We start from the raw sequence: 22,412 nt of genomic DNA on the forward strand, positions 1-22,412 counted from the left end.
ATCAACTGGCGGCTTTCTGGGGCGCGACCAGACTCGGCATGGCGGCGGTAATGCCCTTGCGCGAGAAGTCCTCGATGAAGGGCACCAGCTTTTCGAACGACATCGGCTTGGCGATGCCATAGCCTTGGGCCATGTCGCAGCCCATGGCCTGCAGCAGACCAAAGGCAGCGGCGGTTTCGACGCCCTCGGCGGTCACCTTCATGCCCAGGCCATGCGCCAGGTCGATGGAAGACCGCACCAGCAGGGCGTCACGCTGGCCGCTTTCGATTTCCATGATGAAGGCGCGGTCGATCTTCAGCTCGTGCGCCGGGATCTGCTTGAGGTAGCTCAGCGACGACAGACCGGTGCCGAAATCGTCGATCGAGATTTCCAGGCCGTGACTGACGAAGGTGTTGATCGCCGCCAGGCCGATCGTCGGGTCTTCGATAACCGCCGTTTCGGTGATTTCCAGGCAGATGCCGCCCACGGCGTCATCGCACATGGCCAGGGTCCGGGCATTGAACTGCTCGTCGCTCAGGAGGCGGCCGGAATAGTTGATCGAGATGTCGAGTTCGATGCCCAGCGCCTTCAGGCGCGACTGGTCGGCCAGGCAGGTCTGCAGGACCTGCAGCGTCAGGTCGCGGATACAGCCGGTTTCCTCGGCGATACGCACGAAACGCTGCGGCGACACGAAGCCGCGCTCCGGGTGCTGCCAGCGGACAAGCGCCTCGACCGCCGTGATGCGGCCGGCGCGGTAGCAGAACTTGGGCTGGTACCAGACCTCCATCTGCTTCTGCTGAAGCGCGGCGTACAGTTGGTCGGTCAGGAGCAGGTTGTCGGCAAGCTCCGAATAGATGCGCGGGTCGAACAGGACGATCGACGACTTGGAGGCGCGCGCCTGGTCGAGCGCGATCAGCGACCGTTCGATCATTTCGTCGGCGGTCGGGCGCGAGGTACCAATATGATAGACGCCCAGCGTCACGACGACATCGAGGCTCTGGTCATCGGTGACTTTGATGCGCTTGGCCAGACGCGCCTGGATGGCGCGGGCCAGAGGCAGGGCCTGCTCGGCGGCGCACGGGCTGAGCGTCAGGCCCAGGGTATCGGCCGACAGACGCGAAATATAGGCGCGGTCGAAGATGCTGGCCAGGATCGCCTGCAGACGCGACACCAGGGTATGGGCATAGGCAACGCCCCAGACCGCGCGAATATGGGCGAAGCGCTCGATGCCGATGGCGATGACCACCATACCGTTTTCGCCGGAACGATCGCGCATGGCGGTGATATAGTCTTCAAAGGCCGAGCGGTTCGGCAGATCGGTCGCCACGTCTGTCTTGGCCAGGCGCGTGATGTCGCGCTCGCGGTCCTCGATCGAGATCGCCATGGCGTTGAAGGCATGCGCTAGGTCGGCCATTTCGTCATGGCTGTCGACGCGGACCTGACCCGAGCGGCCGGCCTTGAGGTTGAAGGCGGCGTCCTTGAGCGCCAGGATCGGGCGCACCAGGGACCGCGACAGATAAAGACTGGCGACGACGACCAGCACCAGCCCCAAGGTGCCGATACCCAGGAGCACTGTCAGCAACGGCTGGTAGGCCTTGAGCGCATGGCCGAGCGGATAGGTCAGCAAGAGCACGCTGGTCTGGCGGCCATCCAGCGACGGCAGCGGCGTGGCGACGGCGATCAGCGAACCCTTGGCGCTGTCGACCATGCTGGCGGCCTTGGTCTGCAGGCTCTGGTCGATGACGAAGCTTAAAGAATCGGTCTTGAAGTCGCGCGTCTGTTCCGGCGGCCCCTGCCACAGGCCGCCGCGCGTCTGGGTCATAACGGCCGCGCGAATCGGGATCGCCGACAGGGTTTCCATGCCGCGCATTTCGGATTCGTCCAGGCGCGAGGCGAAGACGACCCAACCGAGACGGTCGGGCGCCATGACCGGCGCGGCCACGACCTGCCACGGGCGGCTGTCGACCGCCACTATGCCTGAAACCGGCTGCCAGGCGTCGCGGCCAGCCAGCGCGGAGGTCACGGTTTGCGACAGCGCCGACTGATCGCCGGCGACGGGCTGGCCGTCGGCGCCCAGAATCACGCCGGCATCGGCGTTCAGGCGGCCCTGAAGATTGAGGAAGGCCGATTCGACGGTTGCCTTGTCGTTGGTCGCCAAGGCCTGCTTGAAGCCGAAATCACGCGAAAGCAGCCCGGCATTGGTTTGCAGGGCTTCGGAATTCAGCGTCCAGATGCGCTTGAAGACTTCGGCATTGGCCTGCAGTTCCTTCTGCACCGACACGCGCGCATAGGAAATGACCGCCATGTAGCAGGCAATGGCAATGACCAGCAGGGCTGCGGAAAACAGCCCTCCGTACATGACCGCCAGCTTGGTGCTCAACCGTTTGAAAGCCATCGGGACCTAGTATGCTCCACTTGCCGGAAGGGCGCCGCCGCGGACCTTGATCGCGAAGGTCTGCGGGCCGGACTTTCCGGATGCCAGGGCGCGCGAAACCGAATGTTCCGGCGCATCCATCATCGGCTGCCAGACCGACAGCCTGCCGGCCGCTTCCGGCACGCCGGCCAAGGTGACGCGGCCAGACATATCGGTCGTGGCGAAATAAGGCGTATCGACGACGCGGATATAGGCGCTCATCGAGTCATGGATATTACAGGCAACGGCGACAGTGCCTGGATGATCGAACTTCATGGTGCGCGTCTTGCCCTGGCCGTACAGGGGAAACTGGAAGGGCTGCACCTTCGAGAACGAATAGACGTGGTGGTTGACGCGGTCCTGGTTGGGAAAGTTGACCGTGGCCCCTGCCGGGACCGCCAGGACGTAGGGCGCGAACTTCATCAGCTTTTGCGTCATCGTATAGGCGCCGGCCTTCAAGCCAGCGGCGATGGCCGCCCCATTGGCGGGCGCAAAGGTCACGACCGCCGAAGGCACGGGTTTGCCGGCGGTGTCCGTCACCACGACCGTGAGGTCGGCCGCCAGGGTGCTGGCGGGCGCGGCGAACAGGCACGCAACAAGGACAAGGAGACGCGCGAAAACAATCTTCATGCCCGATCGTGTATCATAACAAATATAAGAGTCGGTAAATCTTGGCTTTTCTGGAGACCTTAAAGCACAGCGCAAAAGGCACCGGGTGAAGTGTTTACATTCCTGCCCAAGTATCAGCGTTCCGTATTGTCTATTTTTGCCGCAAAGCCATGACATCCAAGGCATCCCGCTTCTCTTGGACAATTTCTCCTCAAGCGGGAATTTATTAACAGCCAACTATGCAAACGTTGTTATACAGCGGCGTTTCGCAAAGGCCGGAAAGCAAGCGAACGGTGTTTTTCGAGAATTTTCGTACAATTGTCTGAAAAAACGCCAATGCGCCTTGCCGCGCCGTCTTGGCATTTTCGCGCCGACCGACTATCTGAGACAACGAGGACGACCTCCCCATCTTGGGTATGATTTTCCGGGACGGCCCGGTTCTCTTCAGGAGGGCCGGATGGCCTGGATCTATCTTGTCTGCGCGGGGTTTCTGGAAATCGTCTGGGCCTACGCGATGAAACAGTCGGAAGGCTTCACCAAGCTCACCCCCAGCATCGTGACCCTGGTCGCCATGATTGCCAGCTTCGGCCTGCTGTCGCTGTCGATGCGCACCTTGCCGCTGGGCACGGCCTATGTCATCTGGACGGGAATCGGCGCCGTGGGCGCCTTCATCGTCGGCGCCGCCGTACTGGGTGAGCCCCTGGGCTTTACCCGCGTCCTGGCGGCCGTTCTTATCATTTCCGGTCTCATCCTGATGAAGATCGCCACTCCGAACTAAGTCCATGGCCAGTTTCGCAAGCGACAATACCGCTCCCGTTCATCCCGACGTCATGGCCGCCCTAGCCGCGGTCAATGACGGCGCCATGCCCGCCTATGGCAACGACGCAGTGACGCTGAGGCTTCAGGAGACCTTGCGCGAAACCTTCCGGCACCCGGATTTGCGCGTCTTTCCGGTGTTCAACGGCTCTGCGTGCAACGGCCTGGCCCTGGCGGCGATGATCCGGCCTTACGAGTCGATCCTGGCCCACCGCCAGAGCCATATCAATAACGACGAATGCGGCCTGCCGGAGTTCTTCACCGGCGGCAAGATCGTGGCGCTGGACGGCGCCCACGGCAAGCTGACGCCGGAAGGTATCGGCAGCCTGATCGAACGGACGCTGGAGCACGCGCCGCACACATCACGGCCCCGCGCCCTCAGCCTGACCAATGCGACCGAACTGGGGACGGTCTACAGTCCCGCCGAGATCCGCGCCCTGTCGGACGTCGCCAAGGCCTACGGCCTCTACATGCACATGGACGGCGCGCGCTTCGCCAACGCCGTCGTCCATCTCGGCTGCCACCCGGCCGAGGTCACCCACGAAGCCGGCGTCGACATTCTCAGTTTCGGCGGCACCAAGAACGGCGCCATGCTGGCCGAGGCCGTTCTTATCTTCAATCCATCATTGATTGAAAATTTCGCCTACATCCATAAACGCGGCGGTCAACTGCCGTCGAAGGCGCGTTACGTCTCGGCGCAGCTGCAGGCCCTGCTCGACGACGACCTGTGGCTGAAGCTGGGCGCGCACGCCAATGCGATGGCACAGGCGCTTCGCGACGGGCTGGCCGGAATGGCGGGCGTCACCCTGCTGCATCCGGTCGAGGCCAATGAGCTATTCGTCACCCTGCCGAAGACCTTGGCCAACCGGCTGATGGCGAAGGGACACCGCTTCTATCCGTGGCCCAACGAGGGCAATGACGCCTATCGTCTGGTGACCAGCTTTTCGACGACCGAGGCCGAGGTCGCTGAGTTCCTGGGCGACTGCCAATAGAGCTTACCCCCGGCTCTGCGCCGCCAGCAGCGGCACCAGCACCCAGCTGATCGGCGTCGAAATGCCATGCTTTTCGGCCTTGCGCACCAGGACGCCGTTGCGGGCATTCCATTCGGTCATCCGCCCGGAAACGTAGTCATCGTACATCGAATTGGTCTCTTCGGGCCTGGCCGCCAGCCAGGCATTAATCTGCTCCTCGACCATCTCCTCGCTGAGCTTCGCGCCTTCGGCAAGGCCCACTTCGATGCATTCGTGCAGGATGCCGCGCGCCAGCTCGATAATGCCCGGCTCGTGGAAGACCTTCATGGGTTTGCCGCTCAGACACAGGATGGCGCCGCCCCCGGCATTGACCAGCAGCTTGCGCCACAGGCGCGTCGTCATGTCCTCGGTCAGCGAAACATCGATGAAGGTGCCGTTGAACAGCGCCTGAAACGCCTGGCCGTCGATGGTATCCTCGACCACCATGTGCGCGCTGCGCCGCCACGCTGCCCGGCCCGTCCCCAGTTTCGAGGCTGGAATATCGACCATGACCGGCAGGATCAGCGTCGTTTGCGGCACGTGCGGCGCGGTGTTTTCGATATGCTCGACGCCATTTTGCAGGACGGCGATGCGCGTACCCGGCTGGATGGCGCGATTGAGCGCTTCGGCGGCCGAAGCCACCTGGTGCGCCTTGACGCACAGAAACACCCAGTCGGCCGGCGGCGCCTTGTCGGCCGTCACCACCCGCACCGGGCGCTGGCGCACCTCGCCGTCATTCATGGTCACGCTCAGCATGTCGAACGGCTCGCGCGCCACGAAGGTCACGTCGTGGCCGGCGCTGAGCAGAGCCATGCCGACGGTCAAGCCGATGGCGCCGGGACCGATAAGAGTGATAGTGGCCATGTCGCCTCACGGGTTGAATCAGCGGGCCTTATAGGCCTAAAACGCCCATTATGTCCAAGACCACGCCTTCGACCCTCGCCCTCACCCAGGCCGGCATCGCCTTCGACCTGCATCCCTATCCCTACGATCCCGACGCGCCAAGGGTTGGGCTCCAGGCCGCCGAGGCGCTGGGGATCGATCCGGACCAGACCTTTAAGACGCTGATGGCCGAACTGGACGGCAAGCCGGTCTGTGTTGTCGTGCCATCGCCCCTGGAGGTCAGCATGAAGAAGCTGGCCGCGCACTTTGGCGGCAAGTCGGCCAATATGATGAAGGTGCCGGACGCCGAGCGGCTGACGGGCTTCAAGGTTGGCGGGATATCGCCCTTCGGCCAGAAGAAGACGGTACCGACCGCGATCGATGAGACGGCGCAGCTGTTCGACACGGTCTATATTAATGCCGGCCAGCGCGGATTGCTGCTCAGCATCGCGCCGGACGATGCGGCAAGAGTGCTGAATGCGGGATTTGTGGATTTGATGGCGTAAAAATCCCCTCTCCCTGCTTGCGGGGAGAGGGTGGCCCACAGGGCCGGGTGAGGGGCAAATTACACACTCCGTCATGTCGGGAAACAGCCCCTCACCCTAGCCCTCTCCCCGCAAGCGGGAGAGGGGACTAAAGATCAACTCCCCCCGAACCAGTTATAGCCCATGTCTTCCCAATAGCCGCCGGGATAGACATTGCTGACCCAGATCTCGACGATGTGCTTGGGGTTCTTATAGCCCAGCTTGGTCGGCATGCGCAGCTTCATGGGGAAACCATATTCACGCGGCAGAATCTCGTCGCCGAAGGTAAAGGTCAGAAGCGTCTGGGCGTGCAGCGCCGTCGGCATGTCGATCGAGGTGTAATAACCGTCAGCGCATTTGAAGCCGACGAACTTGCACGTCGTGTCGGCCCCCACCCGCCTGAGGAATTCCGAAAAGGTCACCCCACCCCACTTGCCGATGGCGCTCCAGCCCTCGACGCAGATATGACGGGTAATTTGTGACGTCTGCGGCAGGCCATAAAGCTTGTCGAGCGTCCACGGCCGGCGATCCGCGATCTTGCCCGACAGCTCCAGCCGGAAGGTCGCGGGATCGACCACGGGCGCCTTGCTTTTGGCGTAGAAGGCGTTGAACGGAAATGGCTTGGTGACGTCGGCTTCGGTATATTCGTGCGCCATCGCCGCCGGATTGAAGATCAGCGCCTGCGCCCCGTCATTGAAGCGCGATACGGCTTCGAGCATCTTTTTGACCGAGCCATAGTGCTCCAGGGTCACGCCGGTCGCCAGCGACAGCCCGCCGAGCGTGAGCACATTACCGAGCAGCCGGCGCTTGCCGGGGTCCTTCAGCAGGCCATCAGCCTCCTTCAGTATGGCGTCTTCGTCGGTCTTGATCTGTTCGTTCATCATCGCCCCCACAGCATGGCTTTGACGGTTTTCGGCACCAGCAGGGCCATCACCACGTGCACGACGATGAAGGCACAAATGCCGGCCATGGCGAAGAAGTGTACCCGCCGCGCGCCTTCATAGCCGCCGACCAGCACGGCCAGCCACGACAGCTGCACCGGCTTCCACAGCGCCAGCCCCGACACGACCAGTACGACCAGGTCAATAATGGCGAACAGGTAAGCCGCCTTCTGGATGGAATTGTAGATGCTGAGATCGCTGTGGCTGAGCTTGCCGCGCACGAAGTGCCGCACATCGTCCCACAGGCTCTTCGGCGTCAGCGGAAAATACTTGCGGCTCCAGCGTCTGGTCGCCACGCTCATGACCGCATAGATGACGACGTTGGCGAACAATATCCACATGGCGGCGAAGTGCCATTGGATCGCCCCGCCCAGCCAGCCGCCGAGCGTCATGTCCTTGTGAAACTTGAAGCCCATAAAGCCGGTGGCGTTATAGATCCGCCAGCCGCTCATGATCAGGATCACGACCGCGGCGGCATTGGTCCAGTGGACCAGCCTGAGCCATAGCGGGTGAATGCTGGGTTTGCCTATGGCCATGTGCCTCTCCGTGCCGCACCTTAACATAGATACGCACGATACCAAGGTCAGGTTACAGCTTGAATTTTGTACCAATCAGTATAAAAGAGCGACATGGCAAAGGCAGACCGCTTCAAACTGATCAATCTCTACCCGCCGCTGATCGGCGCGGGCATCCGCGTCATCAACGTGACTAAGGACTTTACCACCGTCACGGTCGAGATGAAGCTGCGCTGGTGGAACAAGAACATCTTCGGCACGCAGTTCGGCGGTGCGCTCTACATGATGTGCGATCCGTTCTTCGTGGCGATCCTGATGAACAATCTGGGGCCCGGCTACATCGTCTGGGACAAGGCGGCGTCGATCCAGTTCCTCAAGCCCGGCCGCAGACATGTCCGCGCCGTCTTTCACATCCCGCCCGAAGAGATCGCGCGCGTCAAGGCGGAGGCCGACACACGCGGCAAGACCGAGCCGGAATACGATGTCGATATCATCGATGAGGACGGACTGGTCGTAGCCAAGGTGCACAAGGTGCTCTATGTCCGACGCAAGGATGCGAAGAAGCCCAGCTGAGCCGGTTGCCGAACCGTTCGACCTGCATTAGCCTACCCGTCAGGAACTGTGCTTCGGGGGACGTATGCGCAACAAGTATCTGATAGCCGTGACGGCTGGGCTCTGCCTGGCAATGGCATTGAGCGGCTGCACGACCGCGCAGCTTGAAGCCTTCAACAACGGTCTGGCCGCCGCCTTCCCAACGCCCCAGTCGTGCAAGGACCAGGGACAATATTACGCAAGCCCGACCAACGGCACGCCCTATTGCTCATCCTACGTGCCGAACTGCGAACGTCCGACCTATTTCGACTACAATCAGAACATGTGCGTCGGCGTCGTCATGCCGCAACATGGCGGCAAGGGGCATCACCGGCGCGATTAGGGCAACTGCATGCCCCGCTGCACGGCCGGGCGTTGGCCGACCTCATCTAGCCAGCGCAGGATGTTCGGTCGCGCCTGAAGGAGCGGCTCGACATAGTCCTTCACGCGGACGCGGTACTGGGTAATCCACGGATAGATGGCCATATCGGCAATCGTATAGTCTTCGCCGGCCACGTATTTGGCTTCGCAGAGACGCTTGTCGAGCACGCCAAACAGGCGCTCGGTTTCCTTTTTATAGCGCTCGACGCCGGTCGGCGTCTGTTCCTTGTCCGACACGACGAACCAGCCGAGTTGGCCCATCATCGGCCCTAAGCCGCCCATCTGCCACATCAGCCACTGAATGGCGGTATAGCGGCTTTCGTCCGGCAGGAAGCGGCCGTATTTTTCGGCGAGATAGATCATGATGGCGCCGGATTCGAACAGACTCAAGCTCCCGCCGTCCGTGTCGGTATCGACAATCGCCGGGATCTTGTTGTTTGGCGATATCTTGAGGAATTCCGGCGCGAACTGCTCGTCCTTGGAGATGTCGACCTTGTGCGTATTGTATGGCTCGCCGAGCTCCTCCAGCATGATGGTGATCTTGCGGCCATTGGGGGTGCCCCAGACATAGAGGTCGATCATGCTGTCTCTCCTTTGTGTTGCGGAGAACATGGGCGCATAAGCCGAACGCGCAATAGGTTTGCGCGACTTATCCCCAGCCTCGTCTTCTCAGGATGGCGTAAACACCATCAGCCAGAAGATGACGATAAACGCCGGAAAAGCCAGGCTGCCCAGGATAATCCACCAGCGATCGAAGGCCCAGTATTGCGCCGGCAGAGGCTCATTGGCCGCCAGTGCGGCGTTGGCCAGTTGCTTCATGCGGATTTGGATCCACACCACCGGTAGCCAGCAGGCCGCCGAGAAGACGTAGAGAATGACCGACGCCATAAGCCACGGCGCCGTCAGCGGATAGCCGGCAAGGTGGACGAGATACAAGCCGGTGAGCGGCTGAAGCACGGCGGTCGGCGCAATGAACAGCCAGTCGGCCAGCACAACGGTGCGCGCGGCGAAGGCGATGGCGGGAACGTTCTTCGACCGGTTGGCGACAAACATCCAGAAGGCGCTACCCAATCCGGTGCCGAAAATGACGGTGGATGACAGAATATGAATCCATTTGATCAGCAGGTAGGTCATCCTTTCCTTCTCCCCGTCAAAACGGGGAGAAGGTGGTTCGCCTTGGCGAACCGGATGATGGGCGAAAACGCTTTCCGCCTACGCCGCTGCGTCCGCATGCCACTCAGGCTCGCCGCCCGGTGCCTACCCTTTCCCGCAAGCAGGGAGAGGGGACTATATGCCGCACAGTTCGTCATTGCCGCCATCCCCTCGCATGCTAAGCTCGGGCACCTTAACCCGTTGATCCGGCATGAGCAATCCACCCGCCACCCTATGGCTCGTCTATGACGGCGACTGTCCGTTCTGCTCGGCGACGGCGCAAATGTACCGCCTGAAAAAGTCGGTCGGCGACCTGCACGTCGTCAATGCGCGGGAGGCGGGGGATACGGAAATCATGCAGGCGATCACGGCCGCCAATCTCGACCTCAACGAAGGCATTATCGCCAGCTTCAACAGCCGGCTTTACCACGGCGCCGAAGCACTGCATCTGTTGGCCATGTTGGGATCGGACAATGACTGGCTGAATCGGTTGAATGTGTTGCTATTTCGAAACCCGCAGACGGTGCGGCTTGCCTATCCGGCAATGAAGTTCCTGCGCAACTCCATACTGAAAATGATGGGCCGCACGCCGATATGATGAAACCGACCTTTGCCGAAGTCTTCGCGGAGCAATGGGACGCCTTGCCGCCCGCCATGAAGCTGCACTACGCCAACCGGCCGTATACGCGCGACTGGGTGACGGTCGAAGGCAGTCTCACCATCCGCATGGGCTGGATGATGAAGCTGGTGGCGCCTGTGATGGGCGCGCTCGGCATGCTGACGCCGCGGGATGGCGACAATGTCGCCTGCACCGTCCATTTCCTGAGCGAGTTTGAGAGCAATGTCTTTGTGTTTGAGCGCCGCTTTGCGTTTCCGGGCAAGCCGTACGTTTTCCGCTCGCGGCTGATGCCGCGCGGCCCGCACGACGTCACCGAATACATGCCGTGCGGTATCGGCTGGCGTTGCGGCTATCACTTCAAAGATGGCAAGGTGATGCTGGAGCATAAGGGCTATGTCTGGCGTATCCTTGGCGTCGACGTGCCGCTGCTGGGCCTGGGCGAACTGTTCATGGGGCGCGGCGATGCCTTTGAAGAAGCCACCGGCGAGGACAGTTTCCGTATGCGCATGGGCACGTCCGGCAGCGTGTTCGGCAAGGCGATGGATTACGGCTATGAGGGTGAGTTCCGGGTGACGGAGGTGACGCTTGACCGGTGAAGCCCTCACGAATCCTGTTTTGATTTTGGGCGGCTACGGCAATTTCGGCAAGCGCATCGCCGCGGCGCTCAGCCGCCACAACGTACCGGTCATTATCGCCGGCCGCGACTGGAATCGGGCGGAAGCGCTGGCGGGCACATTGCCCGGGGCGCGTGGATTGCGGCTCGACATCAACGAAGATTTCCTTGCGACGCTGAAGCTCGAAAAGCCGTCGGTCGTCGTCCATACCTGCGGACCGTTCCAGGGCGCGGACTACGCCGTCGCCAAGGCTTGCATCGAAGCCGGCGCCCACTATGTCGACCTGGCTGACGGACGCGATTTCGTCCGCGAATTCCGTGGGTTGGATGCCGACGCCAAGGCCGCTGGCGTGACGCTGATCAGCGGCGCCAGCACCGTGCCAGGGCTGTCGTCGGCCGTGCTGGAGCATTTCCGGCCGCGCTTTGGCCGGCTGGATCGCCTCGATTTCGGCATTTCCCCCGGACAAAGGGCCGAGCGCGGGCTGGCGACGACCCGCGCCATCATGAGCTATGTCGGCAAGCGTCTGCGGCCGTTCGCAGGCCATCCGAAGGCCTATGGCTGGCAGGATCTCAGGCGCTACGATTATCCGGTCATGGGCAAGCGCTGGCTGGCCAATTGCGATGTGCCCGATCTCGACCTGCTGCCCGAAGCCTATGGCCTACGCGATATCCGCTTTGGTGCAGGGCTGGAAATCGGCGCATTACACGTCGGGTTATGGATGATGTCATGGCTGGTGCGGTGTCGCCTGCCGCTCAACCTGGTCAAGCTGGCCCGGCCGTTATTGGCCGCCAGCAATGCCTTCAATGGTTTAGGCAGCGACGTTGGTGGCATGCATATGGTTATGGGCGGCGCGGGACTGGACGGACGGCCGTTGACGGAAAAATGGGCGATCGTCGCCAAATCCGGTCATGGCCCGCAAATCCCCTGCGTACCAGCGATCCTGCTCGCCAAGCGGCTGTATGAGCAGGACGCGGCATTGACGCCCGGCGCGCGGGCCTGCGTCGGCCTGGTCCGGCTGGAGGACTATCTGGATGAGCTTCAGCGCTTCGACATCGCCACCTACTAATTTGGCCGGTTGTTTGGGGCGATTGGCGGAAATGCCCTCTCGTTAATCGGGGCAAAACAGCGCAAAAGCCTCTCCTCCCTGTCGCGCAGCGATGGGGAGGGGGACCACACGAACGAGCGTTAGCGAGTGAGATGTGATGGTGGGGTAACACCTGCGCTCACCCCCTCCACCGCTGCGCTTCGCTGGCGGTCCCCCTCCCTATGCGTTCGGCACAGGGAGGAGAAAAGAGAAGGAGCCTCCCATGTACGAACTGCATATCGGCAACAAGAACTATTCGTCCTGGTCGCTGCGGCCATGGGTGCTCCTGAAGGCGCTCGGCATTCCTTTCACCGAACGCCAGCACTATTTCGGTGAAGGTCCGGGCTTCTCCACCTTCTCGCCCACCGCCCTCGTCCCGGCCCTGGTCGATGGTGCGACGACCGTCTGGGATTCGCTGGCCATCGCCGAATATGTCCATGAGGCATACCCCGCCGTATGGCCGGCAAATAAGGCCGCGCGCGCCTTTGCCCGTTCGGCGGCGGCTGAGATGCACTCCGGCTTTTCGACGCTGCGCAATATCTGCTCGATGAGCGTCGGCATCCGCGTCAAGCTGCACGACACGCCACCAGCGCTGATGCGTGACCTGGCCCGTATCGATGCGCTGTGGACCACCGGCCTGACCAACTTCGGCGGCGCTTATCTGGCGGGTGAGGCATTTACCGCTGTCGATGCCTTCTTCGCGCCGGTGGTTTTCCGCATCCAGACCTATGGCGCGGGCTTCGAACTGAGCGCCACCGCGCGCGCCTATGCCGACCGGATGCTGGCCTTGCCCGCCATGGTCGAATGGTACGAAGGCGGCTTGGCCGAAACCCAGCGCGACCTGCCGCACGAAGCCGAAATCGCGGCCTCGGGTGAGATAATCGCCGACTTCCGCGCCAAATAGCGCGGACGGGCTTGCGCGAAAATATCGTACAAAATATGGTCCCTGTAATCGATAACAAAACGAAGTCAGGGAGCCCGAACCATGTCGCTGTCCATTGCACGTGTAAGCCTTATCGCTCTTGCCGCATCCCTGGCCGGAGCCGGCGCGGTTCAGGCCGCCACCAAGACCGTGTCTTCGCCTGACGGCCGCATACAAATCAGCGTCGAACATGGCGATGGCGGTGTGACCTACAGCGTCAGCCGCGACGGCAAGGCGATTATTTCGCCCTCGCCGCTCGGCCTGCGCACCGACAAGGGTGCACTTGGCCAGGGCCCGCAGACACTTAAAAGTGCCGCCGACCGGTCGGTCAACGAGACCTTCCAGCTTGTCGTCGGCAAGACGAAGGACGTTGCCGACCGCTATAACGAAAGCACGCTAACCTTTGCCCAAGGCGGCGCCACGCCCCTTACCTATTCGGTCATCGTGCGCGCCTATGACAGCGGCGCGGCCGTGCGCTATGCGTTTGATGCCAAGAGCGGCTTAGGGACGGACGTCGCCGTCACCGAAGAAGCGACGCGCTACATGTTCGCCGCCGACTACGACTGCTGGGGCCTCAATCTCGGCCGCTTCAACACCAGCCACGAAGGCGAGTTCGACAAGCTCAAGACCTCGCAGATCCGTCCACACAACCTGTTCGACTACCCGCTGGTGTGCAAGACGGGCGAAGGCACTACCACCTTTGCCCTCGCCGAAGCCGATGTCGAACACTACCCGGCATCGCTGCTCTCGCGCATCGGCGGCGGCGACAATGACCGGGGCGTCCAGGTTATCGCCTCGCCCCGTCTCGACAACGATCCCGGCGCGCGCCAGCGCTTTATCGCCGCCAAGCTGACCCTGACGGATACCGCCTTCCAGACGCCGTGGCGGGTGGTCATGATCGGCGATACGCCCGGCGCCCTGACCGCATCGACCCTGATCCCGCAGCTGGCCGCCCCTTCGCGCATCAAGGACACATCGTGGATCAAGCCCGGCAAGGCGGCCTGGGACTGGTGGAACGGCTGGTCGGTCAGCGCGCCCAATCCCGGCGTCAACACCGACAGCTACAAGGCCTATATCGACTTCGCCAAGGAGGCCGGCCTCGAATACATCCTGATCGACGAGGGCTGGTCGGTCGGCAGCTCCACCGAAGCCAACCCGAATGCCGACCTGACCCGGTCCAAGCCGGAAATGGACATGCCGGCCATCGTCAAATACGCCAAGGAGCGCGGCGTCGGCGTCTGGGTATGGGCGCAGTGGCAGCAGCTCGACCAGCAGATGGACGCGGCGCTCGACCAGTTCCAGGCCTGGGGCCTCAAGGGCGTCAAGGTCGACTTCATGGACCGCAGCGACCAGGACATTGTCGACTACTATCACAAGCTGCTGTCGAAGTCGGCCGACCGCAAGCTGATGATCGACCTGCACGGGGCGTTCGCGCCGACGGGTCTCAACCGCACCTGGCCCAACTATATGACGCAGGAAGGCGTCATGGGCGCCGAGTACAACAAATGGTCCAAGCGCGTCACCGCCACGCACAATGTCACCCTGCCCTATACGCGCATGATCCTGGGTCCGATCGACTACACGCCGGGCGGCTTCCGTTCGGTGAAGCCTCAGGACTTCTCACCGCGCAACAAGGACCCGTTTGTCCAGACGACGCGCGGCCAGGCCGTCGCCATGTACGTTGTCTACGATTCGCCGTTCAACATGCTGGCCGATGGTCCAGGCGCTTATAAGAAGGCCGACGGCTCCTGGGCGGATGGCGCGCAGTTCATCGCCAGAACGCCGGTGACCTGGGATGAGACGCGCGTCCTGTCCGGCGATATCGGCCAGTCCATCGTTATGGCCCGTCGGTCCGGCGACACCTGGTATGTCGGCGCCATGACTAACGAAGAAGGCCGAACGGTTACCGTACCGCTCAGCTTTCTGAAGACCGGCAGCTACAAGGCGTCACTGCTTCAGGACGGCGCCGATGTGAACAGCCTGACGGTAAGCGAAGAGACTGTGGACAGCACAAAGACCCTGACCCTGACGCTGGCGCCTTCGGGCGGGGCAGCGGTTACCCTGACGCCCGCGGCCAAGCCGAAGAAGCGCAAGTAACCGGGGCTGTAACACTTACTGACACTTGTTGCAGATGGAACTGCGTTTCATCTCGCATCTGCACACTAAAAGGCGTATAGGGAGCGCATGTCAGCCCCCATGCAAGCTCCCGCCGGACAGGCTGCGCCCTCGCAGCCCTCCTTCGCCGAATTCGTCGCCCTGATCGCCAGCATGATGGCGCTCGGCGCGCTTGGCATTGACGCCATGTTGCCCGCCCTGCCCACCATTGGGCAGGAGCTGAACGTACAGGTCGAAAACCACCTGCAATGGATCGTGTCGGCCTATTTCGGCGGCATGGGCGTGGGTCAGCTGTTCATGGGCGTGTTGTCCGACTGGCTGGGACGCAAGCGCCTGCTGGTTACCGGCATCGTCCTGTATGTCGCGCTGGCTTTGGTTGCCGCTTTCGTCAACGATTTCGGCCTGTTGCTTGTATTGCGCCTGCTGCAGGGCCTGGCCATTTCAGCCACGGGCGTGGTGACACGCTCGGTGGTGCGCGACCTCTATGCCGGTCCGCGCATGGCCAAGGTCATGTCGATGAGCTACGTCGTCTTCCTGATCGTGCCGATCCTGGCGCCGAGCCTCGGCCAGCTGATCCTGATGTTCGCCCACTGGCGCGTGATCTTCCTCGTCATGGCCTTCCTCGGCACCGTCGTCGCCCTGTGGGCGTGGCTGCGCCTGCCCGAGACCCTGGCGATGGAAAACCGGCACAAGCCTGACCTGGGGCACCTGAAGCGCGTTGGTATGTTCGTCGTCACCGACATGTCGTCGGTCGTCTACACGCTGTCCATGGCGTTTCTGGTCGGCTCGTTGCTGGCCTATGTCTCGCTGATGCCGCAGGTATTCAACGACTTCTTCAAGGCGCCCGGCTGGATGGCCGCGGTCTTCGCCGCCTGTGCCGCCACCATGGCCGTCGGATCGATGGTCAACGCCTCGCTGGTCGAAAAGCTGGGCCTGAAGCGGATCTCGCATTCGGCCCTGTGCGCTTTTATCCTGTTTGCAGTCGTCCATTTCGCGGTCGCCAGCCTGGCCAACGAAACCATTCTGATGTTTGTCATCCTGCAAGGCCTGACCATGGGCGCCATGAGCCTGACGACGTCCAACTTCTCGGCGATCGCCATGGAAAAGGTCGGCCACGTGGCCGGCACAGCGTCTTCGATCCAGGGCGTCGTCGTCACGGTTGGCGGCGCCGTCATCTCGGCCTGGATCGGCCAGCATTGGGCCGGCCATGTGTCCCTGTTGCCCATCGGCGCGCTGATCTGCGGGCTGATCGCCCTAGGCCTCGTCGCCGCCGGCGAAAAGGGCAAGCTGTTTAAAAACTGAACAAGCTGCTGAAATTTCACGATTAAATGAAATGTAATGCGGACGCGGCCCGATTCGGGTTGCGTCCGTTTTCATTTGACAATATACCTTGCACTACAAAGTAACATGCTTTGAAAGACACCTTATGCCACCAAAGCCTGCCGACAAGACACCGGAAAGCCGGCGCACCCAGATGTACAAGGGGGTGCTGGAGCTGGCCTTGCTGAGCCTGCTCAGGGATGGCCCTCAGTATGGATTGAAAATACTCGACGCCCTGCGCGACGAGGCGGGGCTCGATCTGGCGGAAGGTACGCTCTACCCCCTGCTGCACCGGCTGGAAAAAGCCGGACTGATCGCGTCGGAGTGGCGGCATGAGCAGGGCGCCTCGCATCCACGCAAATACTATGGCCTGACGGACGCGGGCGCTTCGGAACTTGCCGAGCAGTCGGCTGCATGGCTCGACATGGCGGCACGGCTGAACGCCTTCCTTAAGAGGCGCGGCGCATGACAGCCCCGATCGATCGCCGAATTGCCGACATGCCCCACCCCAACCTGAAACTTGCCGTTAAGTCTCTCCGACCGGACCCTGCCCAATGACCGACCGCGCGCCCCTTCCTTCCCACGTCATCCAATGGCTGAACACTCTGCAACAGGCCCTTAGGCCTCTGCCGCAGGCGGAACGCGACGACATTATCCGTGAGGCGCGGGCGCATCTTGAAGACCGGATCGCCGCCGGTCTTTCGCCTGAGAACGCCCTGCACGGTTTTGGCGACGCCCGCGCCTATGCGCGCGGCTTTCTCGACGACCATTCCCTCAACACCGCCCTCACCAGCAAAAGGATTATCCCCATGCTCAAGACGCTTACTGTTTTCGCAGGCCGCAGCACCCTGGCCTTCTTCGGCCTGATGGGTACGCTTATCGCCGGCGGCATCGGCCTCAGCTCAGCCATATCCTTGATCATCGAGATTTTTCGGCCGGAATTAGTGGGGCTTTGGTACCGGGCTGAGGACCACAATACCATCCTGAGGCTCGGCACTTGGACCCCGCCGGAAGGGGCGACCGATATTGCTGGCGCCTGGATCTACCCGCTTCTGATCGTGCTGATCCTCGTCGGCTTTCTGATGGCGCGTTACTGCGTCGTCGGCACCCTGAAAACTATCAAGGGCAAGCGCGAGCAACTTGCCGCAGCCTGATCAATGCACGGGGCTTTTCAGCTCGGCTTCCAGCCATTCCATGTCGTCGTCCGACAGGCCGAAATGATGACCGGCTTCATGGACGACGACGTGGACCACCAGGTCCTCCAGCGTCACTCCACCATCGGCCCATTCGTCGAGGATGGGCCGCCGGAACAGGTGGATCATCGGCGGCAGATCGCCGGTCATGGCCTCAAGTTCGGCCGGCCGTCCACTGTAAAGCCCGGTCAAGTCGAACGGGTCCTCGATGCCCAGCTCTTCGAGCAGTTCTTCGGACGGAAAATCCTCGACAATCAGCACCACACCGCGCAGATGGCCGGCAAACGGTTCCGGCAAGCGCTCCAGCGCCGTCCGTGCAAGCGTTTCGATATCTTCAAGCGTCGGCGCCACCCCGAAAAGCGGCATTATTCGGCGGCGCTGTCGACGGAATTTTCGGGATAGATCTTTACCGGCTTTTTGCCATCCCACCCGACCCAGTACTGGCCCAGCCGGCGCTTGCGGTCGATGGCCTCGGCCACGGCGCCTTCCAGCGACTGCAGACCTGCTCGTGCAAATTCAGACGGCTGCCCATCGTACTCAACGGTGTCGATCGGCGTTGCGCTGGAGGCGTTCATATTCGGCTCGGTCATAAACGGTCGTCTTTGGTCCCATCTGTTCGAAAACTAGGGACATCTCTACATCTGCGTTAAGCAAACAAACACATCGATCAACGTCATCCTATAGGAACTAAGTAAGTTGCGCAAACTGCGAGGAAAGCGCCGCTCGATGTCCGCGACGGGAATAATTGTGTCCGCCATGCGCTACGCGTTCAGCAACACGCGCTTTGGAAGCAGCAACATCTGGCAGGGCCAGATAGAAGAGTTCGACCGTCCAATCCTGCTCATGCAGTCGGTTAATCAGGTTCAGATAGGCCTTGCCGGACAATGTCGTCTCAAAGGCAAAGTCTTCACCGGCCGCAATGCACGCTTCCATTTCCCCCAGAAACAATCGGGCTGCCGTCGCTGCTTGTAATTCCGGCGCAAACGGCGATAAACCCGACGCGATCATATCGGCATTCAAAAAGCGGCGAACACCGACACCCGGTAAGTGCTTCAGCGCGAAGGTCGCCTTACCTGCGCCATTTGGTCCTGCAATGATCAAGCACCTTCGCATCCCACGCTCCAGGCCTGAAATGGGCACTAAGCAGCAAAATGCTGCTTAGGCATCTAACCCATCCGGCAAGCCCACGGCATGGAATCCGCCGTCAACGTGGACGACTTCGCCGGTCGTCGAGTGGCCGAGGTCTGACGCCAGCCACAGGGCGCAGCCGGCCACGCCTTCCATCGAGGTTTCGGTCTTGGTCATCGAGAACTGGCCGCTCTTGGAATGCAGGCCGCGGCCGCCGGAGATGCCAGCCAGGCTGAGCGTGCGCATGGCGCCGGCCGAGATGGCGTTGGCGCGGATACCCTTGGGACCCAGGTCGCGGGCGATGTAGCGCGTCGAGGCTTCCAACGCGGCCTTGGCGACGCCCATGGTGTTGTAGTTCGGGATGGTGCGTTCGGCGCCGAGATAGGTCAGCGTGATCAGCGAGCCACCGTTCGGCATCAGCTCAGCGGCGCGGCGCGAGACATCGACGAACGAGAAGGCCGAGACGTTCATGGCCAGCAGGAAGCTGTCGCGCGTGGTGTTCTCGACAAACGAACCCTGCAGTTCGTTCTTGTTCGCGAAGGCGATCGAGTGGACAACGAAGTCGATCTCTCCGTAGATCTCCTTCAGCTTGGCAAACGCCTGATCCATCGAAGAGTCCGAGGTGACGTCGCATTCGATCAGATGCTTGACACCGACCGACTGGGCCAGCGGCTCGACGCGGCGCAGCAGCGATTCTCCCATATACGAAAACGCCATATCGGCGCCTTGCGCGGCCAATTGCGAGGCAATGCCCCAGGCAATCGACTTGTCATTGGCGATACCCATGACCAGGCCTTTTTTGCCCTTCATCAGTTCGCCCTTGGGGAATACCCAACCGTCTTCAGCCATTGTCATACCCTCGCAATGAAATTTTGTTGCGCGGTTTGAGCAAATATCACCGGAAATGGCAAGTCGTTAAGTTCCCTCTCCCTGCTTGCGGGGAGAGGGTTAGGGTGAGGGGCAAATGGAAGCCGTGACCGGTGCGGAAAAAGTTCTGCCCCTCATCCGGTCCTGCGGACCACCTTCTCCCCGCAAGCAGGGAGAAGGAAAGGATTACAAATCCGCCTGGCTGAGGATCAGCGTCCCGTTGGTGCCCCCGAAGCCGAACGAGTTCGACATCACGGTCTCGAGCTGCGTGTCCTTGCGTTCGCGCAGGATTGGCATGCCGTCAAACGCCGGATCGAGGTTTTCGATATGGGCGCTCTCGGCCGCAAAACCGTTCTGCATCATCAGCAGGCAGTAGATGGCTTCCTGCGCGCCGGCCGCGCCCAGGCTGTGGCCCGTCAGCGACTTGGTCGAGGAAATCAGCGGCATATCGTTGCCGAAGACATTGCGCACGGCTTCCATTTCCTTGGCGTCGCCGACCGGGGTCGAGGTGCCGTGCGGATTGAGGTAGGCGATGCGGCGGTTGCCGGCGCCACGCATGGCCAGCTTCATGCAGCGTTCGGCGCCCTCACCACTCGGGGCCACCATGTCGTAGCCGTCCGAATTGGCGGCGTAGCCGACGATTTCGGCCAGGATATTGGCGCCGCGCGCCTTGGCGCGTTCATAGTCTTCCAGGATGACCATGCCGGCGCCGCCAGCGATGACGAAGCCGTCGCGATCACGGTCATAGGCGCGCGAGGCGACCGACGGCGTGTCGTTGAAGTTGGACGACATGGCGCCCATGGCGTCGAACAGGTCGCTGAGCGTCCAGTCGAGCTCTTCGGTGCCGCCGGCGAACATCAGGTCCTGCTTGCCCATCATGATCTGTTCGGCGGCCGCGCCGATGCAGTGCACCGAGGTCGCACAGGCCGAACTGATCGAATAGTTGAGGCCTTTGATCTCGAACCAGGTGGCAAGCGTCGCAGATGGGCCCGAGGACATGGCTTTGGGGACGGCGAACGGCCCGATGCGCTTGGGCGAGCCCTTTTCGCGCGTCGTGTCGGCGGCTTCGACAATGGCGCGGGTGGAAGGACCGCCCGAACCGAACAGGATGCCGCTCATCTCGTTGGAGATATCGTCCTTTTCCAGACCGGCATGGGCAATGGCCTGTTCCATGGCGATATGGCCGTAGGCGGTGCCGGGCGCCAGGAAGCGGGCGGCGCGGCGGTCAACCATCTGGGTCCAGTCGCCGATCTTGGGCGGGGCATGGACCTGGCACTTGAAGCCGTGTGCGTGATAATCCTCGGCAAAGACAACGCCCGAGCGGGCGTTGCGCAGCGAATCGGTCACCTCGTCCGCACCCGTGCCGATCGACGACACAATCCCCAGACCTGTCACCACTACTCTACGCATTCCGCAAATCCTGAATTCTGTTAGTCCATCCCCCGGCGGCCGTCTTTGCGTGCGACCCTAGCCCAATTCCTTGGCATCGAACAAACCGACCCGCAGTCCGGACGCCTGATAGATAAGCTTGCCGTCGGCTTCGACAACCCCGTCGGCGATGCCCATGATCAGTTTGCCCGACATGACGCGCTTCATGTCGATCTTGTAGACGACCTTCTGCACTTTCGGCGTGACCTGGCCGGTGAACTTGACCTCGCCGACGCCCAGGGCGCGGCCACGGCCCGGATTGCCGCGCCAGCCGAGGTAGAAACCGACCAGCTGCCACATGGCATCCAGCCCCAGGCAGCCCGGCATGACCGGATCACCGATGAAGTGGCAGGCAAAGAACCACAGGTCCGGGTTGATATCGAGTTCCGCCTCGATATAGCCCTTATTGTTGGCGCCGCCGTCCTCGGTGATGCTGACGATGCGATCGAACATCAGCATCGGCGGGGCGGGCAGCTGGGCATTGCCGGGTCCGAACATCTCCCCCCGCGCACAGGCCAACAGGGCTTCGTAATCGAGGGAGTTAGGACGCTCTGACATAGACGGATAGGCTCCACTGCGGCCACAGGGCCGATGTAACGAATTGACAGGTTGCGTTACACGACACCGCGCAATGGCTCAATTGTTTTTTATCGATGGTCCTTTTTGCAGAGTAGGCACGAAACTACCGGCCGGCGAACAGGTCCGGGCGACGGCAGACCGCCTGATCTTGCGTCCCCCACAGCGATCCTTCCGGCGCCCAGCCGCTGACCGTGCCGACGCTGATCTTGCACCAGCCCTTCCTGCACTTGTCCAGTTGCGCCAGGCTGCGCGGGCGCACATAGGCCTTGACCTTGCTGCCGGCGTCGGGCGAGGCGTGCAACTCCAGGCTCTTGGCGCCGTTCGGCACCATGACGCTCTTCTGGCTTTGCAGCATCGTCTTGCTGACCCAGGCGACGCCGCCATCGACGTCGCAGACCAGCCGCCAGTCGCGCGTTTCCGAAATGATCTGGACGGGCATCGAGGCCTTGCGGTAGGTCCAGACGATGCGGCTGTCCTTGCTGGGCCCCTTGCGCGCATAGACTTCGGAGCGGCGCAACATGGCCCAGCGCGGCACGGGGCTGCCCGACGGCGTATCGAAGCTTTTCGTTTCGGCGTGTACAGGCGCGCTCCAGCCCATAAATACCAACGCTGTCAAGGCGATGAGAGTCGCAAAAGCGCTTGACCACACAGTCAAGGGCATGGGAAAGGCTTGAACCTGAACTCTGGACGGGCTGCGCGGCATACGGGGAAACTGACCCTATAGTTACTG

The 22,412-nt window shown here is 61.9% G+C and carries 27 protein-coding genes; 13 read left to right on the forward strand and 14 right to left on the reverse strand.

The genetic code is table 11. The features are described 5' to 3' along the window. Position 1 precedes the first annotated feature (1 nt). Together J2X24_RS10740 and J2X24_RS10745 are read right to left on the reverse strand one after the other, a co-directional pair. On the reverse strand, positions 2-2,374 hold the full coding sequence (locus tag J2X24_RS10740; RefSeq protein WP_209720861.1) for a putative bifunctional diguanylate cyclase/phosphodiesterase: 2,373 nt from the start codon (positions 2,372-2,374) through the stop codon (positions 2-4). A 6-nt stretch (positions 2,375-2,380) separates the two neighbouring features. Then, positions 2,381-3,022, reverse strand: coding sequence for a cupredoxin domain-containing protein (locus J2X24_RS10745; RefSeq protein WP_209720864.1), 642 nt, complete (start codon positions 3,020-3,022; stop codon positions 2,381-2,383). 436 nt (positions 3,023-3,458) lie between these two features. On the opposite strand from J2X24_RS10745, the gene J2X24_RS10750 reads away from it, so the two are divergent. Continuing rightward, positions 3,459-3,779, forward strand: a complete 321-nt coding sequence (locus J2X24_RS10750; RefSeq protein ID WP_209720867.1) for a DMT family transporter — start codon at positions 3,459-3,461, stop codon at positions 3,777-3,779. Between the two features lie 4 nt (positions 3,780-3,783). Beyond that, positions 3,784-4,809, forward strand: a complete 1,026-nt coding sequence (locus J2X24_RS10755) for a threonine aldolase family protein (protein ID WP_209720871.1) — start codon at positions 3,784-3,786, stop codon at positions 4,807-4,809. Positions 4,810-4,812: 3 nt separating this feature from the next. Here J2X24_RS10755 and J2X24_RS10760 read toward each other — a convergent pair whose 3' ends face one another. Then, on the reverse strand, positions 4,813-5,691 hold the full coding sequence (locus J2X24_RS10760; protein ID WP_209720874.1) for a 2-dehydropantoate 2-reductase: 879 nt from the start codon (positions 5,689-5,691) through the stop codon (positions 4,813-4,815). Positions 5,692-5,741: 50 nt separating this feature from the next. Between J2X24_RS10760 and ybaK the strand changes: the two genes are divergently transcribed. Next, positions 5,742-6,215, forward strand: coding sequence for a Cys-tRNA(Pro) deacylase (gene ybaK, locus J2X24_RS10765; RefSeq protein WP_209720877.1), 474 nt, complete (start codon positions 5,742-5,744; stop codon positions 6,213-6,215). 134 nt (positions 6,216-6,349) lie between these two features. Here ybaK and J2X24_RS10770 read toward each other — a convergent pair whose 3' ends face one another. Further along, on the reverse strand, positions 6,350-7,114 hold the full coding sequence (locus tag J2X24_RS10770; RefSeq protein ID WP_209720879.1) for a molybdopterin-dependent oxidoreductase: 765 nt from the start codon (positions 7,112-7,114) through the stop codon (positions 6,350-6,352). Next, positions 7,114-7,710, reverse strand: coding sequence for a cytochrome b/b6 domain-containing protein (locus J2X24_RS10775; RefSeq protein ID WP_209720882.1), 597 nt, complete (start codon positions 7,708-7,710; stop codon positions 7,114-7,116). The genes J2X24_RS10770 and J2X24_RS10775 overlap by 1 nt, the downstream gene beginning before the upstream one ends. 93 nt (positions 7,711-7,803) lie before the next feature. Between J2X24_RS10775 and J2X24_RS10780 the strand changes: the two genes are divergently transcribed. Next, positions 7,804-8,262 (forward strand): DUF4442 domain-containing protein, encoded by a 459-nt coding sequence (locus J2X24_RS10780; protein WP_209720885.1) that lies wholly within the window; start codon positions 7,804-7,806, stop codon positions 8,260-8,262. Positions 8,263-8,326: 64 nt separating this feature from the next. After that, positions 8,327-8,623, forward strand: a complete 297-nt coding sequence (locus tag J2X24_RS10785) for a hypothetical protein (protein WP_209720889.1) — start codon at positions 8,327-8,329, stop codon at positions 8,621-8,623. Here J2X24_RS10785 and J2X24_RS10790 read toward each other — a convergent pair. Together J2X24_RS10790 and J2X24_RS10795 are read right to left on the reverse strand one after the other, a co-directional pair. Then, complete coding sequence (locus J2X24_RS10790) at positions 8,620-9,243, reverse strand: glutathione S-transferase N-terminal domain-containing protein (protein WP_209720892.1); 624 nt, start codon at positions 9,241-9,243, stop codon at positions 8,620-8,622. The genes J2X24_RS10785 and J2X24_RS10790 overlap by 4 nt on opposite strands. A gap of 87 nt (positions 9,244-9,330) precedes the next feature. Next, complete coding sequence (locus tag J2X24_RS10795; protein ID WP_209720895.1) at positions 9,331-9,795, reverse strand: DUF2269 family protein; 465 nt, start codon at positions 9,793-9,795, stop codon at positions 9,331-9,333. A gap of 229 nt (positions 9,796-10,024) precedes the next feature. Between J2X24_RS10795 and J2X24_RS10800 the strand changes: the two genes are divergently transcribed. From J2X24_RS10800 to J2X24_RS10835, 8 genes are all read left to right on the forward strand, one after another. Next, a complete protein-coding gene (locus tag J2X24_RS10800; RefSeq protein WP_209720898.1) occupies positions 10,025-10,411 on the forward strand; it encodes a DCC1-like thiol-disulfide oxidoreductase family protein in 387 nt (128 codons plus the stop codon). Beyond that, complete coding sequence (locus J2X24_RS10805) at positions 10,408-11,028, forward strand: DUF4166 domain-containing protein (RefSeq protein ID WP_209720901.1); 621 nt, start codon at positions 10,408-10,410, stop codon at positions 11,026-11,028. The genes J2X24_RS10800 and J2X24_RS10805 overlap by 4 nt, the downstream gene beginning before the upstream one ends. Next, positions 11,018-12,112, forward strand: coding sequence for a saccharopine dehydrogenase NADP-binding domain-containing protein (locus J2X24_RS10810; protein ID WP_209720904.1), 1,095 nt, complete (start codon positions 11,018-11,020; stop codon positions 12,110-12,112). The genes J2X24_RS10805 and J2X24_RS10810 overlap by 11 nt, the downstream gene beginning before the upstream one ends. Before the next feature lie 241 nt (positions 12,113-12,353). Beyond that, positions 12,354-13,034, forward strand: a complete 681-nt coding sequence (locus tag J2X24_RS10815) for a glutathione S-transferase family protein (protein ID WP_209720907.1) — start codon at positions 12,354-12,356, stop codon at positions 13,032-13,034. An 81-nt stretch (positions 13,035-13,115) separates the two neighbouring features. After that, the gene (locus J2X24_RS10820) at positions 13,116-15,149 is read left to right on the forward strand and encodes a glycoside hydrolase family 97 protein (protein WP_209720910.1); all 2,034 of its coding nucleotides are present in this window, start codon (positions 13,116-13,118) and stop codon (positions 15,147-15,149) included. An 87-nt stretch (positions 15,150-15,236) separates the two neighbouring features. Continuing rightward, entirely contained in the window at positions 15,237-16,469 is a 1,233-nt protein-coding gene (locus J2X24_RS10825; RefSeq protein ID WP_209720913.1) for a multidrug effflux MFS transporter, read from the forward strand. 124 nt (positions 16,470-16,593) lie between these two features. Further along, positions 16,594-16,956: a PadR family transcriptional regulator gene (locus J2X24_RS10830; protein WP_209720916.1), complete on the forward strand. Its 363-nt coding sequence runs from the start codon at positions 16,594-16,596 to the stop codon at positions 16,954-16,956. Positions 16,957-17,041: 85 nt separating this feature from the next. Further along, positions 17,042-17,641: a DUF1700 domain-containing protein gene (locus J2X24_RS10835; protein WP_209720919.1), complete on the forward strand. Its 600-nt coding sequence runs from the start codon at positions 17,042-17,044 to the stop codon at positions 17,639-17,641. Here the strand turns inward: J2X24_RS10835 and J2X24_RS10840 are convergent, their stop codons facing one another. The 7 genes from J2X24_RS10840 to J2X24_RS10870 form a co-directional block, all read right to left on the reverse strand. After that, entirely contained in the window at positions 17,642-18,046 is a 405-nt protein-coding gene (locus J2X24_RS10840) for a metallopeptidase family protein (RefSeq protein ID WP_209720922.1), read from the reverse strand. Next, the gene (locus tag J2X24_RS10845) at positions 18,046-18,270 is read right to left on the reverse strand and encodes a hypothetical protein (RefSeq protein WP_209721276.1); all 225 of its coding nucleotides are present in this window, start codon (positions 18,268-18,270) and stop codon (positions 18,046-18,048) included. Before J2X24_RS10845 ends, J2X24_RS10840 begins: the two co-directional genes overlap by 1 nt. A 97-nt stretch (positions 18,271-18,367) precedes the next feature. Beyond that, a complete protein-coding gene (locus J2X24_RS10850) occupies positions 18,368-18,781 on the reverse strand; it encodes an ATPase (protein WP_209720925.1) in 414 nt (137 codons plus the stop codon). Positions 18,782-18,838: 57 nt separating this feature from the next. Beyond that, complete coding sequence (locus tag J2X24_RS10855; RefSeq protein WP_209720928.1) at positions 18,839-19,657, reverse strand: enoyl-ACP reductase FabI; 819 nt, start codon at positions 19,655-19,657, stop codon at positions 18,839-18,841. Between the two features lie 204 nt (positions 19,658-19,861). Beyond that, the gene (gene fabB / locus J2X24_RS10860) at positions 19,862-21,085 is read right to left on the reverse strand and encodes a beta-ketoacyl-ACP synthase I (RefSeq protein WP_209720932.1); all 1,224 of its coding nucleotides are present in this window, start codon (positions 21,083-21,085) and stop codon (positions 19,862-19,864) included. Positions 21,086-21,142: 57 nt separating this feature from the next. Beyond that, the gene (fabA, locus tag J2X24_RS10865; protein ID WP_209720935.1) at positions 21,143-21,661 is read right to left on the reverse strand and encodes a 3-hydroxyacyl-[acyl-carrier-protein] dehydratase FabA; all 519 of its coding nucleotides are present in this window, start codon (positions 21,659-21,661) and stop codon (positions 21,143-21,145) included. Between the two features lie 124 nt (positions 21,662-21,785). Then, complete coding sequence (locus tag J2X24_RS10870; RefSeq protein WP_245344610.1) at positions 21,786-22,298, reverse strand: SH3 domain-containing protein; 513 nt, start codon at positions 22,296-22,298, stop codon at positions 21,786-21,788. Positions 22,299-22,412 lie beyond the last annotated feature (114 nt).

This window comes from Asticcacaulis solisilvae (assembly GCF_017875235.1).
In the GTDB taxonomy this organism is placed as follows: domain Bacteria; phylum Pseudomonadota; class Alphaproteobacteria; order Caulobacterales; family Caulobacteraceae; genus Asticcacaulis; species Asticcacaulis solisilvae_A.

Bases quoted from the DNA above. Each gene is read 5' to 3' on its own strand.
- J2X24_RS10835 (WP_209720919.1), top strand. From the start codon at position 17,042: ATGACCGACCGCGCGCCCCTTCCTTCCCACGTCATCCAATGGCTGAAC.
- J2X24_RS10795 (WP_209720895.1), bottom strand. From the start codon at position 9,795: ATGACCTACCTGCTGATCAAATGGATTCATATTCTGTCATCCACCGTC.
- J2X24_RS10780 (WP_209720885.1), top strand. From the start codon at position 7,804: ATGGCAAAGGCAGACCGCTTCAAACTGATCAATCTCTACCCGCCGCTG.
- J2X24_RS10755 (WP_209720871.1), top strand. From the start codon at position 3,784: ATGGCCAGTTTCGCAAGCGACAATACCGCTCCCGTTCATCCCGACGTC.
- J2X24_RS10770 (WP_209720879.1), bottom strand. From the start codon at position 7,114: ATGAACGAACAGATCAAGACCGACGAAGACGCCATACTGAAGGAGGCT.
- J2X24_RS10800 (WP_209720898.1), top strand. From the start codon at position 10,025: ATGAGCAATCCACCCGCCACCCTATGGCTCGTCTATGACGGCGACTGT.
- J2X24_RS10820 (WP_209720910.1), top strand. From the start codon at position 13,116: ATGTCGCTGTCCATTGCACGTGTAAGCCTTATCGCTCTTGCCGCATCC.
- J2X24_RS10830 (WP_209720916.1), top strand. From the start codon at position 16,594: ATGCCACCAAAGCCTGCCGACAAGACACCGGAAAGCCGGCGCACCCAG.
- J2X24_RS10775 (WP_209720882.1), bottom strand. From the start codon at position 7,710: ATGGCCATAGGCAAACCCAGCATTCACCCGCTATGGCTCAGGCTGGTC.
- J2X24_RS10815 (WP_209720907.1), top strand. From the start codon at position 12,354: ATGTACGAACTGCATATCGGCAACAAGAACTATTCGTCCTGGTCGCTG.
- J2X24_RS10825 (WP_209720913.1), top strand. From the start codon at position 15,237: ATGTCAGCCCCCATGCAAGCTCCCGCCGGACAGGCTGCGCCCTCGCAG.
- J2X24_RS10745 (WP_209720864.1), bottom strand. From the start codon at position 3,022: ATGAAGATTGTTTTCGCGCGTCTCCTTGTCCTTGTTGCGTGCCTGTTC.
- J2X24_RS10760 (WP_209720874.1), bottom strand. From the start codon at position 5,691: ATGGCCACTATCACTCTTATCGGTCCCGGCGCCATCGGCTTGACCGTC.
- J2X24_RS10845 (WP_209721276.1), bottom strand. From the start codon at position 18,270: ATGACCGAGCCGAATATGAACGCCTCCAGCGCAACGCCGATCGACACC.
- J2X24_RS10840 (WP_209720922.1), bottom strand. From the start codon at position 18,046: ATGCCGCTTTTCGGGGTGGCGCCGACGCTTGAAGATATCGAAACGCTT.
- J2X24_RS10785 (WP_209720889.1), top strand. From the start codon at position 8,327: ATGCGCAACAAGTATCTGATAGCCGTGACGGCTGGGCTCTGCCTGGCA.
- J2X24_RS10855 (WP_209720928.1), bottom strand. From the start codon at position 19,657: ATGGCTGAAGACGGTTGGGTATTCCCCAAGGGCGAACTGATGAAGGGC.
- J2X24_RS10750 (WP_209720867.1), top strand. From the start codon at position 3,459: ATGGCCTGGATCTATCTTGTCTGCGCGGGGTTTCTGGAAATCGTCTGG.
- J2X24_RS10790 (WP_209720892.1), bottom strand. From the start codon at position 9,243: ATGATCGACCTCTATGTCTGGGGCACCCCCAATGGCCGCAAGATCACC.
- fabB (WP_209720932.1), bottom strand. From the start codon at position 21,085: ATGCGTAGAGTAGTGGTGACAGGTCTGGGGATTGTGTCGTCGATCGGC.
- fabA (WP_209720935.1), bottom strand. From the start codon at position 21,661: ATGTCAGAGCGTCCTAACTCCCTCGATTACGAAGCCCTGTTGGCCTGT.
- J2X24_RS10740 (WP_209720861.1), bottom strand. From the start codon at position 2,374: ATGGCTTTCAAACGGTTGAGCACCAAGCTGGCGGTCATGTACGGAGGG.
- J2X24_RS10805 (WP_209720901.1), top strand. From the start codon at position 10,408: ATGATGAAACCGACCTTTGCCGAAGTCTTCGCGGAGCAATGGGACGCC.
- ybaK (WP_209720877.1), top strand. From the start codon at position 5,742: ATGTCCAAGACCACGCCTTCGACCCTCGCCCTCACCCAGGCCGGCATC.